Consider the following 12,381-nt stretch of genomic DNA (forward strand, 5'->3'; position numbering starts at 1 on the left):
GAGTTGAACGAGTTTTATATGACCAAGCAGAAAATTTACGGCGAAGAACTGGTCGCAGTGACCAAGGCAGCGCTGGAAGACGTCAAGGCCCAGGACATCCAGGTCATCGACGTGCGCGACAAGCACAGCCTGACCGACTACATGATCATTGCCACCGGTACCTCCAACCGCCAGATCAATGCGATGGCCGAAAAGGTCCGTGAAGCCGTCAAGGCCAAAGGCGCCCAGCCACTGGGTGAAGAAGGCAAGGGCGACAGCGACTGGGTGCTGCTGGACCTGAACGACGTCATCGTGCACATGATGACCGCCGCTGCCCGCCAGTTCTACGACCTTGAGCGCCTGTGGCAGGGTGCCGAGCAAAGCCGTGCCGCCGATGGCAAGCACCACAGCCCGGACCATGCCCACGAGTACTCCGACAAGCTCAAAGACCGCGAATAAGGAAAGCGCTGTGCGTCTGCGCCTGATTGCGGTCGGCTCGCGCATGCCGAAGTGGGTCGAGGAAGGCTGGCATGAATATGCCAAGCGCCTGCCCGCCGAGCTGTCGCTGGAGCTGGTGGAAATCCCGCTGAATACCCGTGGCAAGAATGCCGACGTCGCCCGCCTGATCCGTCAGGAGGGCGAAGCCATGCTGAGCAAGGTGCAGCCTGGGGAACGCATTGTCACCCTCGAGGTCCATGGCAAGCCCTGGAGTACCGAACAGCTGGCCACCGAGCTGGACCGCTGGCGCCTGGATGCGCGCACGGTGAATTTGATGGTGGGTGGCCCGGAGGGCCTGGCGCCTGAGGTTTGCGCACGCGCCGAGCAACGTTGGTCGCTGTCGCCGCTGACGTTGCCGCACCCGTTGGTAAGGATACTCATCGGCGAGCAGATCTACCGCGCCTGGACCGTGTTGTCCGGGCACCCTTACCACAAATGAGCCTGTAAGCAGTCCGATGTCGCAGCCGATCCGTCTCAAGGACCACGAGAAAGACGCCCGCCTGGTGCGCAACCGCGTCGTGGTCGGCGCAGTGGCGATCATGCTGCTTGTGTGCGTGTTGATCGCACGGCTGTACTACCTGCAGATCATCCAGTACGACTACCACTCCACGCTGTCGGAGAACAACCGGGTGCATGTGCAGCCGATCCCGCCGACCCGCGGGTTGATCTTCGACCGCAACGGGGTGATCGTTGCCGACAACCGGCCCAGCTTCAGCCTGTCGATGACCCGCGAACGTGCGGGTAACTGGCAGGAAGTGCTGGATACCATCGTCGAAGTGCTTGAGCTCACCGCTGACGACCGTGCCCTGTTCGAGAAGCGCATGCGCCAAGGCCGCCGGCCATTCGAGCCGGTGCCGATTCTGTTCGAGCTCAACGAAGAGCAGATTGCCCGCGTGGCGGTAAACCAGTTCCGCCTGCCGGGTGTCGAGGTGGTGGCCCAGCTGGTGCGGCATTACCCGCAGGGTGCGCATTTTGCCCATTCGGTGGGTTATGTAGGGCGGATCAACGAGAAAGAGCTGAAAACGCTCGACCCGGTGAACTACAGCGGTACCCACCATATCGGCAAGACCGGCATCGAGCGCTTCTACGAGGCCGCCCTGCACGGTCAGGTGGGTTACGAGGAAGTCGAGACCAACGCCCGTGGCCGTGTGCTGCGGGTGCTCAAGCGCACCGACCCGAAGCCCGGCAAGGACATTGTGCTGAGCCTGGACATCAAGCTGCAGGAGGCCGCTGAAGCCGCCCTGGGAGGCCGGCGTGGTGCAGTGGTTGCGCTCGACCCGCGCACCGGCGAGGTACTGGCGATGGTGAGTCAGCCTAGCTTCGACCCCAACCTGTTCGTCACCGGCATCAGCTTCAAGGCGTATGCCGAATTGCGCGATTCGATCGATCGGCCGCTGTTCAACCGCGTGCTGCGTGGCCTGTACCCGCCGGGGTCGACCATCAAGCCGGCGGTGGCTATTGCCGGTCTGGACAGTGGCGTCGTGAATGCCAGCAGCAGGGTGTTCGACCCTGGCTACTACCAGTTGCCCAACTACGACCATAAATACCGTAACTGGAACCGCTCCGGTGATGGCTGGGTCGACCTGGACACCGCCATCATGCGCTCGAACGACACCTACTTCTATGACCTTGCGCACAAGATGGGCATCGATCGGTTGTCCAGCTACATGAACAAGTTCGGTATCGGCCAGCGGGTATCCCTCGATATGTTCGAGGAGTCTGCCGGGTTGATGCCGTCGCGCGAATGGAAGCGTGCCACCCGACGCCAGGCCTGGTTCCCCGGCGAAACCCTGATTCTCGGCATCGGCCAGGGTTACATGCAGGCCACGCCGCTGCAGCTGGCCCAGGCCACTGCATTGATCGCCAACAAAGGTGTCTGGAACCGCCCACACCTGGCCAAGACCATCGAAGGCCTGCCGCCGGTGGACGACAACCCCATGGAAGACATCGTGCTGCGTGACAAGTCCGACTGGGCCAAGGTCACCCATGGCATGGAACAGGTGATGCACAACGCCCGCGGTACCGCGCGCAAGGCAGCTGCCGGTGCCCAGTACCGCATTGCCGGCAAGAGCGGCACCGCCCAGGTGGTGGCGATCAAGCAGGGCGAGAAGTATGACCGCAACAAACTCCAGGAGCGCCACCGCGACCATGCCTTGTTCGTCGCGTTTGCGCCAGCCGAAGCCCCGAAAATCGTGGTTTCGGTGATGGTCGAGAACGGTGAGTCCGGCTCGGGTGTCGCCGCTCCGGTGGTTCGCCAGATCATGGACGCCTGGCTGCTCGACGAAAACGGCCGGCTCAAACCCGAGTTCGCGCCCGCCACCGTTACCCAGGAATCGGCCCTGTGATGAACAATTTCGATCGCATGCTCTCCAGCGAGGATGTGATGCGTCGGCGTGCGAGCTTTCTGCAACGCATTCATATCGACGGCCCCTTGCTGATCATTCTGCTGACCCTTGCGGCCGGCAGCCTGTTCGTACTGTATTCGGCCAGTGGCAAGAACTGGGACCTGCTGCTCAAGCAAGCCACCTCGTTTGGCATCGGTCTGGTGTCGATGTTCGTCATCGCCCAGCTGGAGCCGCGCTTCATGGCGCGTTGGGTGCCGCTGGCCTACCTGGCCGGGGTGCTGTTGCTGGTAGTGGTGGACGTGATGGGCCACAACGCCATGGGTGCCACGCGCTGGATCAACATTCCGGGGGTGATCCGCTTCCAGCCCTCGGAATTCATGAAGATCATCATGCCGGCGACCATCGCCTGGTACCTGTCCAAGCGCACCTTGCCGCCCCATTTGAAGCACGTGGCGATCAGCCTGGTGCTGATCGGCGTGCCGTTCATGCTGATCGTACGTCAGCCCGACCTGGGGACTGCGCTGCTGATCCTGGCCTCCGGTGCCTTCGTGCTGTTCATGGGCGGCTTGCGCTGGCGCTGGATCCTCAGCGTGCTGGCGGCAGCCGTGCCCGTCGCGGTGGCCATGTGGTTCTTCGTCATGCACGACTACCAGAAGCAGCGGGTATTGACCTTCCTCGACCCTGAAAGCGACCCGTTGGGCACCGGTTGGAACATCATCCAGTCCAAGGCGGCGATCGGCTCGGGCGGGGTGTTTGGCAAAGGCTGGCTGCTTGGCACGCAGTCGCACCTGGACTTTTTGCCGGAAAGCCACACCGACTTCATCATCGCCGTGCTCGGCGAGGAGTTCGGCCTGGTTGGCATCTGCCTGCTGCTGATTGTCTACCTGCTGCTGATCGGCCGTGGTCTGGTGATCACCGCCCAGGCGCAGACCCTGTTCGGCAAGCTGCTTGCGGGCAGCCTGACCATGACTTTTTTTGTATACGTGTTCGTCAATATCGGAATGGTAAGTGGCCTTCTGCCCGTGGTGGGCGTGCCGCTACCTTTCATCAGCTATGGCGGAACATCGTTGGTGACGCTGCTGTCAGCGTTTGGCGTTTTGATGTCGATCCATACGCACCGCAAATGGATCGCGCAGGTTTGAATAAGGTGAACAATTTCATGCAAGCAGTGCGTAACTGGGCTGCCCGTTGTGCGCCTTGGATCGGTGCGGTGGGCCTGTTCGGCGCTGTACAGCTGGCCCATGCCGGCGAATACGACGGCTCGCCCCAGGTAGCCGCGTTCGTTGGCGAAATGAGCCGCGACTATGGTTTTGCGCCTGAGCAACTGATGGGTGTGTTCCGTGAGGTACAGCGCAAGCAGTCGATCCTCGACGCCATATCGCGCCCGGCCGAGCGGGTCAAACCGTGGAAGGACTATCGGCCGATGTTCATCACCGATGCACGTATCGCTCGCGGTGTGGATTTCTGGCGTCAGCACGAGGCTGTGTTGGCACGTGCCGAGCAGGAGTACGGCGTACCTGCGCAGTACATTGTCGCAATCATCGGCGTGGAAACCTTTTTTGGCCGCAATACCGGCAACTACCGGGTGATCGACGCCCTGTCGACGCTGGGCTTCGACTACCCGCCACGGGCCGAGTTCTTCCGCAAGGAGCTGCGTGAGTTCCTGCTGCTGGCCCGGGATGAGCAGCTCGACCCCTTGACGCTCAAGGGCTCGTACGCTGGCGCCATGGGGCTGCCGCAGTTCATGCCAAGCAGCTTCCGCAACTACGCGGTGGACTTCGACGGGGACGGCCACATCAATATCTGGAACAACCCTGACGATGCCATCGGCAGTGTGGCCAGCTACTTCAAGCGCCACGGCTGGGTGGCCGGCGAGGGTGTGGTCAGCCGCGCCTGGGTGGAAGGCATGCGCGCCGACGAGGGCCTGACCACCGGCATCGAGCCGGTGAAAACGGTAGGGGAGTTGCGTACGCTTGGCTGGTCGGTTCATGATTCGCTGCGCGATGATCTGCCGGTTACCGCCTTCCGTCTCGAGGGCGAGAGCGGCCCCGAGTACTGGATGGGCCTGAAGAACTTCTACGCGATCACTCGCTACAACCGCAGCGTGATGTATGCCATGGCGGTACATCAGCTTGCGGAACAGCTGGTTCAAGTACGGGGCGTCAAGTAATGCGCGCAATCATCTCTGGCAACGCTTTCAAGCTGCTCACCTGCCTCGCCGTCGGTGTGGCGCTGGCCAGCTGCTCTTCCAACCGGCCGGCCCCGAAAAGCAGTGGTAACGTCGTGCGCAGCCAGCCGGGCCTGGACATCAACCGGGCGCACAAGGACGGCGCACCGTGGTGGGACGTGGATGTGAACAAGATCCCCGATGCCACCCCGACCGTGCACACCGGTAACTACAAGGCCAACCCCTACACGGTGCTTGGCAAGACCTACTACCCGATGCAGGACTCGCGCAACTACCGCGCCGAGGGTACGGCGTCGTGGTACGGCACCAAGTTCCATGGGCAGAACACCGCCAATGGCGAACTGTACGACCTGTATGGCATGAGCGCGGCTCACAAGACCCTGCCTCTGCCGGCCTACGTCAAGGTGACCAACCTCGCCAATAACCGCAGCGTGATCCTGCGGGTCAACGACCGTGGCCCGTTCTATTCCGACCGCATCATCGATTTGTCCTACGCTGCGGCAAAAAAGCTCGGTTATGCCGAGATCGGTACCGCGCACGTGCGCGTCGAGGGCATCGACCCGCAGCAGTGGTGGGCCCAGCGTGGCCAGACCCCACCTATGGTGCTGAAAGAGCCGCAAGTGGCGCAGACCCAGGCAATACCGGCCAGTACCGGGCGTGTCGAGCAATGGACCCCGCCGCCACAGCAGCACGCCGCGCCCGTGGTACCGGTGCAGGTGGGTGGCAATAACGTGCCCGGCGGTAGCGGTGGCAGTTTCTTGCAGGTAGGCGCGTTCGCCAACCCGGACGCTGCCGAGTTGCTGCGCGCCAAGCTCAGCACCATGGTCAATGCACCCGTGTTCATCAGCTCGATCGTGCGTAACCAGCAGACCCTGCACCGCGTGCGCCTGGGGCCGATCGGCAGCCAGGGTGAGATCCAGCAAGCACAAGACAGCATTCGCCTGGCGAACTTGGGGCAGGCAAAGCTGGTCACAGCAGACTGACTGTGGGGGCGGGCGCGTCTGTGAAGACGGCAACACCAAACTGTCGGTTTTGTCATGAATTGCCGGTCGCGGCCATGTACAATGACCGCTTTTGCCCGCAGCGACATAAAGCCGCACGTTCGCGGGCCAGGCCAACGGCCATAAAACTAGACTGACTGGCGCTGGGCACATGATCTTGCCCAGGGAACATCTCAGACCATTAGCGATTTTCGAGAGACGGATGAACATCACCAACCTTGCCAAACGACTTTGCCTGCCTGTACTGCTGCTGATCACGCCTGCCGCCTTCGCGGCGGAGCAGATGACGCCTGCGCCACCCCAACTGGCAGCCAAGTCCTACGTACTCATGGACGCGTCCAGCGGCAACGTGCTGGTCGAGAACAACGGTGACGAGCGCCTGCCGCCAGCCAGCCTGACCAAGCTGATGACCGCCTACATCGCCACCCTGGACATCCGCCGCGGCCAGATCGGTGAAAGCGACCCGGTTACCGTCAGCGAAAACGCCTGGCGTACCGGCGGTTCGCGCATGTTCATCAAGGTTGGCAGCCAGGTCACGGTCAGCGACTTGCTGCACGGCATCATCATCCAGTCCGGTAACGACGCCTCGGTCGCGTTGGCCGAGCACATCGCCGGCAGCGAAGACGCCTTTGCCGACATGATGAACAAGACGGCTGCCGACCTGGGCATGACCAACAGCCACTTCATGAACCCGACCGGCCTGCCGAACCCCGAGCACTACTCGTCGGCGCACGACATGGCAACCCTGGCCCGTGCGATCATCAATGTCGACCCGGCCCACTACGCCATCTACTCGCAGAAAGAGTTTTTCTGGAACAACATCAAGCAGCCTAACCGCAACCTGCTGCTGTGGCGCGACAAGACCGTCGATGGCCTGAAAACCGGTCACACCGACGAAGCCGGCTACTGCATGGTGGCGTCGGCCGTTCGTGACGGCCAGCGCCTGATCGCCGTGGTGTTCGGTACCAACAGCGAGCAATCGCGTGCTGCCGAAACCCAGAAGCTGCTGACCTACGGTTTCCGCTTCTTCGAAACCCAGACCTTCTACCAGAAAGGCACCGAGCTGACCCAGGCCCCGGTCTGGAAGGGCGCTACCAGCCAGATCAAGGCTGGCCTGGCTGACGACCTGACCATGACTATGCCTAAAGGCCAATTGAAGCGCCTGCAGGCTTCGATGACCATGAACCCGCAGCTCACCGCACCGATCGCCAAAGGTGACGTGATCGGCAAAGTGGAAGTCAAACTGGACGAGAAAGTGGTTCACAGCGCCGACCTGATTGCCCTTGATGGCGTCGAGGAAGGTGGTTTCTTCCGCCGTATGTGGGATAGCATCCGTCTATTCTTCTACGGGTTGTTCAACTGATACGTGACCTGCATGCCCCCGCGCCTACCGCGGGGGTGTTGTTGTTGCCACGGCTTACGAGGCCGTTTCCGCCATGAGCGAACCAGACGTCAAGTCGCACAAGATCGAATTCCCTTGCGACGATTACCCGATCAAGGTCATCGGTGACACCGTTGTCGGTTTCAAGGACACGGTCATCGAGATTCTCAGCAAGCACGCCAAAGTCGACCTTTCCACCCTGGCCGAACGCCAGAGCAAGGAAGGCAAGTACACCACCGTGCAATTGCACATCGTTGCCGAAAGCGAGAACCAGTTGCACGATATCAACAGCGCCCTGCGCGCTACCGGCATCGTGAAAATGGTGCTTTGATGTCCGCCTGCCTCGGTTTTCGCGAGCTTGGCCTGCAGCCCTATGAACCGGTGCTGGAGGCCATGCGTCGTTTTACCGAGCAGCGCAGCCCGGACAGCCAGGATGAAATCTGGCTGGTCGAGCACCCTGCGGTCTTCACCCAGGGGCAGGCCGGCAAGGCCGAGCACCTGCTGGTGCCGGGCGACATCCCGGTGGTGCAGACCGACCGCGGCGGCCAGGTCACTTACCATGGCCCCGGGCAGCTGGTGGCCTACCTGCTGCTGGATGTGCGCCGGCTGGGCTTTGGCGTGCGTGAGCTGGTCAGCCGTATCGAGCTGGCCCTCATCGACCTGCTCGCCAGCTATGCTGTTCAGGCGTCTGCCAAGCCCGATGCCCCGGGTGTCTATGTCGACGGAGCGAAAATCGCCTCCCTCGGCCTGCGAATTCGCAACGGCCGTTCGTTTCACGGCCTTGCCCTGAACGTGGACATGGACCTTGCGCCATTCCGCCGAATCAACCCCTGCGGCTATGCGGGGCTGGCGATGACCCAGCTGCGCGATCTGGCAGGTCCGATCGAACTCGACGAGGTCAGGACAAGGCTGCGCGGACAGCTGGTCAAGCACCTCGACTACGCTGAGCAGACGACCCTCACGGGCGGAATCGACTGAATATGACAACTGTGCAAGAAGCCGTGCCGAACCTGATACCTACCCAGGATGCCACCCCGCGCCCAGCGCCGAAGAAGGTGGAAGCTGGGGTCAAGCTGCGTGGTGCCGACAAAGTCGCGCGCATCCCGGTGAAGATCATCCCTACCGATGAGCTGCCAAAGAAGCCCGACTGGATTCGCGTGCGTATCCCGGTGTCGCCCGAGGTAGACCGCATCAAACAACTGCTGCGCAAGCACAAACTGCACAGCGTATGCGAAGAGGCCTCCTGCCCGAACCTGGGCGAGTGCTTCTCGGGTGGTACCGCCACCTTCATGATCATGGGTGACATCTGCACCCGTCGTTGCCCGTTCTGCGACGTTGGCCATGGCCGACCGAAGCCGCTGGATCTGGACGAGCCGAAAAACCTGGCGGTTGCCATTGCCGACCTGCGCCTGAAGTATGTGGTGATCACCTCGGTGGACCGCGACGACCTGCGTGACGGCGGTGCCCAGCACTTTGCTGACTGCATCCGGGAAATCCGCGCGCTGTCGCCGGGCGTGCAGTTGGAGACCTTGGTGCCGGACTACCGTGGCCGTATGGACGTTGCCCTGGAAATCACCGCGCAAGAGCCACCAGATGTGTTCAACCACAACCTCGAGACCGTACCGCGCCTGTACAAGGCCGCGCGCCCGGGCTCGGACTATGACTGGTCGCTGGACTTGCTGCAGAAATTCAAGCAGTTGGTGCCACACGTACCGACCAAGTCCGGCCTGATGCTCGGCCTGGGCGAAACCGACGAGGAAGTGATCGAAGTGATGCATCGCATGCGCGAGCATGACATCGACATGCTCACCCTTGGCCAGTACCTGCAGCCGTCGCGTAGCCACTTGCCGGTGCAGCGTTTCGTTCACCCGGACACCTTTGCCTGGTTCGCCGAAGAAGGCTACAAGATGGGCTTCAAGAACGTTGCTTCTGGCCCGCTGGTGCGTTCTTCGTACCACGCCGACCAGCAGGCCCACGAAGCCAAGATCAAGCTCTGAACTATGCGCTAGCCTAGAGCAGAGCCACAGATGCCGATGCGCGCCCAAGGGCGGCATCGGCATTTTTGTTTGTGTCCCATGCGCTGCAAGGAGTCGCGATGTATTGCGCCAAAACCTTCCAACCCACCCTGCCAGCCGCGCTGCCGGCCAACGCATGTTTTGCCATTGTCGCCCCGGCGGGCGCGGCGCGGCTTGATGCGCAGAAGGTTAGCCAGTGGTTCGTTGACCGCGGCTACCGGTGCCGTATCTACCCGGGTGCCCTGCAGGCGCAGGGCTACCTGGCGGGGCCGGACCAGCAGCGCCTGCAGGACTTGCATGCAGCGTTTGCCGATCCGGCCATGGACGCCATCCTGTGCATGCGTGGGGGCTACGGCAGCATGCGCCTGCTTGACCAGCTCGACTTTGAACTGATCCGGCGCAACCCCAAGCCGCTGATCGGCTACAGCGACATCACCGCGCTGCATACGGCGATCTACCGGCATGCCGGGCTGCTGACCTTCCATGGGGGGATGCTCAATGCCGACCTGTTGGGGGCCAAGTTGCCACCGACCGAGTCGTCGTTGCTGGCGCAACTGGGTGGGCATGTGAGGGCAGGCGAGCAGGTCGCGCACCCGGCGGGCTTCGCATTGGACTGCGTGCTGCCGGGGGTGGCCAGCGGACCGCTGCTGGGTGGCAACCTGTCGATGCTGGGGGCGACCATGGGGACCCTTGCCGAGCTGGATACCCAGGGCTGCATCCTGTTCATCGAGGACGTCAATGAGCCGTTGTACCGGGTGGATCGGCTGCTGACCCAGTTACGCCTGGCAGGCAAGCTGGAGGGGGTCAAGGGCGTGCTGGTGGGCGACTTTGCCGGGATTACCACTGCGGCGCTGACGCCGTTGCTGGAGGATACGTTTGCACCGCTGGGTGTGCCGGTGCTGGCGGGTTGGCGCAGCGGGCACTGTGACCCGAATGTCTGCTTGCCCCTGGGGGCTCGGGTGAGGCTGGACAGTGTTCAGCAAACACTGGTGCTGGAGCAGGATCTGTTCAGGGCGTGAGATTACCGGGGCCGCGCAGCGGCCCCGGAATGCTTACTGCTGGCGCAGGCTCTCAAGCAGCTTATGGGTCGGGTAGCCATCCGCCGGCCATCCCAGCCCTTGCTGGGCATTGCGGATCGCCTTGCGGGTATTGGCCCCGATAATGCCATCGGCATTACCCGCATCATGCCCGCGGCTGTTCAGCAAGTTCTGCAACTCCATGCGCTCGCTGCGGCTGAGCGGCAGGTCCTCTTTCGGCCAGCTGCCGGCAATGAAGCCCCAGCCGCTGAAGCGATCCCCGAGCAGGCTCACCGCCAGGGCATAGGACGACGAGTTGTTGTACTTGAGGATGGCGCGGAAGTTGTCCAGCACCAGGAACGCCGGGCCGCGTGCACCGGCCGGCAGCAGCAGGGCGGCAGACAGCTGGTTGCTACCTGGCGGCAGCTGGGTACCCGCTGGCAGTTTCACGCCCATCGCCAGCCATTCACTCACCGGTTTGCGCAGTGCGCCATCGGCCTGCCAGAAGTCGAAGCCGGCCGGCACCTGTACCTCGAAGCCCCACGGTTGGCCGCGTTTCCAGCCCGAACTTTGCAGGTAGTGCGCTGTTGAGGCCAGGGCGTCTGGTGTGCTGTTCCAGATGTCGCGGCGGCCATCGCCGTCGAAGTCCACGGCATGGGTGTTGTAGGTGGTCGGGATGAACTGGGTCTGGCCCATGGCGCCGGCCCACGAGCCACGCATGGCTTCAGGCTGGATGTCTCCGTGCTGGATGATCTGCAGCGCGGCAATCAGCTGGTCCTGGGCGAACTGTGGGCGGCGGCCCTCATAGGCCAAAGTGGCCAGCGAGCGGATCACCGACTTGTTGCCCTGGAACTGGCCGAAGTTGCTTTCCATGCCCCACACCGCGACCAGCACCTGGCGGTCCACGCCATAGCGTTGCTCAAGGCGAGTCAGCAGCTCGGCGTTCTGCTCCAGCAGCTTCTTGCCGTTGCGCACACGCAGGGGCGACAGGGCGCCTTCGAGGTATTCCCACACCGGGCGGGTGAACTCCGGCTGGCTGCGGTCTGCCTTGATCACGTCCAGGTCGGGGGTGACACCGAGGAAGGCGCGGTCGAAGGTGCTCGGCGAAATGCCGGCTTGCAGTGCCTGCTCGCGGAAGCCTGCTTGCCATTGGGCGAAGGTTTGCAGGGGCTGGATGTCAGTGCTGACGTCGGGCGTTGCGCCGGGCACGGTCACCACGGGATTGGGTTGGGCAGGGGCCAGCGGCAGCGCGTCGGCGGCGGTGGGCTTTTCCGCACAGGCCACGAGCAGAATGAAGCTGGAGGCCGCGATCAGCTGGCGGGTTTCCCAGCGGGGGATAAGACGGAAGAGCATGCACAGATCCAGAGTTGCAGGTCAGGTGACGACCATATCATGCCTGCGCTTGCGATGCTTTCATGCAGCCAAAAAGTAGGAAGCCTCCCAATCTCTCGATTGGAAGGCTTCGCGGCGGTAGCTGCCTTTGCCCTTGTTCGGTTGTTCCTGGCGGCAGCGGAACAGTGGCTGGGCAACGATGGACTTGGCCTTGTTAGGGCCGTGCTTTTTCGGCTTTTTGCTCATGGTGGGCTTCCCGGGTTGGGTGAGTTTCGGGCGCACTGTAGGCTCCCCGAAGGGTGGGGGCCAATTGATTGTGTATATGGTCGAGGCGCTGGTGCCTATGTGTAGGACCGGGTTTACCCGCGAATACGGTGGCGGCGGCAACGGTGAACGGCGGGTGGAGATTGGTTAGCAGGCCCGGCCCTTTCGCGGGTAAACCCGCTCCTACGACGACCTGCGCCCAACCTTCGATGCGTGTGTAGGAGCGGGTTTACCCGCGAATACGGTGGTGGCGGCGACGGTGAACGGCGGGTGGAGATTGGTTAGCAGGCCCGGCCCTTTCGCGGGTAAACCCGCTCCTACGACGGCCTGTGCGCAACCACCGATGCGTGTGTAGGAGCGGG

At 62.7% G+C, this 12,381-nt stretch carries 13 protein-coding genes; 11 read left to right on the top strand and 2 right to left on the bottom strand.

Annotated features, from left to right (window positions below; genetic code table 11):
- Positions 1–18 precede the first annotated feature (18 nt).
- From rsfS to AA098_RS03110, 11 genes are all read left to right on the top strand, one after another.
- Positions 19–438 (top strand): ribosome silencing factor, encoded by a 420-nt coding sequence (gene rsfS / locus AA098_RS03060; protein WP_003249719.1) that lies wholly within the window; start codon positions 19–21, stop codon positions 436–438.
- A 10-nt stretch (positions 439–448) separates the two neighbouring features.
- The gene (gene rlmH / locus AA098_RS03065) at positions 449–916 is read left to right on the top strand and encodes a 23S rRNA (pseudouridine(1915)-N(3))-methyltransferase RlmH (RefSeq protein ID WP_003249722.1); all 468 of its coding nucleotides are present in this window, start codon (positions 449–451) and stop codon (positions 914–916) included.
- Between the two features lie 16 nt (positions 917–932).
- Positions 933–2,822, top strand: coding sequence for a penicillin-binding protein 2 (gene mrdA, locus AA098_RS03070; RefSeq protein ID WP_003249725.1), 1,890 nt, complete (start codon positions 933–935; stop codon positions 2,820–2,822).
- Positions 2,823–2,860: 38 nt separating this feature from the next.
- The gene (gene rodA / locus AA098_RS03075; RefSeq protein WP_003249727.1) at positions 2,861–3,964 is read left to right on the top strand and encodes a rod shape-determining protein RodA; all 1,104 of its coding nucleotides are present in this window, start codon (positions 2,861–2,863) and stop codon (positions 3,962–3,964) included.
- 17 nt (positions 3,965–3,981) lie between these two features.
- Complete coding sequence (mltB, locus tag AA098_RS03080; protein ID WP_003249729.1) at positions 3,982–4,992, top strand: lytic murein transglycosylase B; 1,011 nt, start codon at positions 3,982–3,984, stop codon at positions 4,990–4,992.
- Entirely contained in the window at positions 4,992–5,993 is a 1,002-nt protein-coding gene (locus AA098_RS03085; protein ID WP_003249731.1) for a septal ring lytic transglycosylase RlpA family protein, read from the top strand. The genes mltB and AA098_RS03085 overlap by 1 nt, the downstream gene beginning before the upstream one ends.
- 220 nt (positions 5,994–6,213) lie before the next feature.
- Complete coding sequence (locus AA098_RS03090; protein WP_003249733.1) at positions 6,214–7,374, top strand: D-alanyl-D-alanine carboxypeptidase family protein; 1,161 nt, start codon at positions 6,214–6,216, stop codon at positions 7,372–7,374.
- Positions 7,375–7,447: 73 nt separating this feature from the next.
- Positions 7,448–7,723: a DUF493 domain-containing protein gene (locus AA098_RS03095; protein ID WP_003249736.1), complete on the top strand. Its 276-nt coding sequence runs from the start codon at positions 7,448–7,450 to the stop codon at positions 7,721–7,723.
- Positions 7,723–8,370 carry a lipoyl(octanoyl) transferase LipB gene (gene lipB, locus AA098_RS03100; RefSeq protein ID WP_003249738.1) on the top strand — a complete coding sequence of 216 codons (648 nt, stop codon included), beginning with the start codon at positions 7,723–7,725 and terminating at the stop codon, positions 8,368–8,370. Before AA098_RS03095 ends, lipB begins: the two co-directional genes overlap by 1 nt.
- A 2-nt stretch (positions 8,371–8,372) precedes the next feature.
- Entirely contained in the window at positions 8,373–9,389 is a 1,017-nt protein-coding gene (lipA, locus tag AA098_RS03105; protein ID WP_003249742.1) for a lipoyl synthase, read from the top strand.
- Between the two features lie 98 nt (positions 9,390–9,487).
- Complete coding sequence (locus tag AA098_RS03110; protein WP_064613821.1) at positions 9,488–10,426, top strand: LD-carboxypeptidase; 939 nt, start codon at positions 9,488–9,490, stop codon at positions 10,424–10,426.
- A gap of 33 nt (positions 10,427–10,459) precedes the next feature.
- On the opposite strand, the gene AA098_RS03115 is transcribed toward AA098_RS03110, so the two are convergent.
- Both AA098_RS03115 and arfA read right to left on the bottom strand, forming a co-directional pair.
- The gene (locus tag AA098_RS03115) at positions 10,460–11,776 is read right to left on the bottom strand and encodes a lytic murein transglycosylase (RefSeq protein WP_003249746.1); all 1,317 of its coding nucleotides are present in this window, start codon (positions 11,774–11,776) and stop codon (positions 10,460–10,462) included.
- A gap of 60 nt (positions 11,777–11,836) precedes the next feature.
- Positions 11,837–12,001: an alternative ribosome rescue factor ArfA gene (arfA, locus tag AA098_RS03120; protein WP_003249747.1), complete on the bottom strand. Its 165-nt coding sequence runs from the start codon at positions 11,999–12,001 to the stop codon at positions 11,837–11,839.
- Between the last annotated feature and the right edge of the window lie 380 nt (positions 12,002–12,381).

Origin of the sequence: Pseudomonas sp. JY-Q, assembly GCF_001655295.1 — a bacterium.
Classification (GTDB): Bacteria; Pseudomonadota; Gammaproteobacteria; order Pseudomonadales; family Pseudomonadaceae; genus Aquipseudomonas; species Aquipseudomonas alloputida.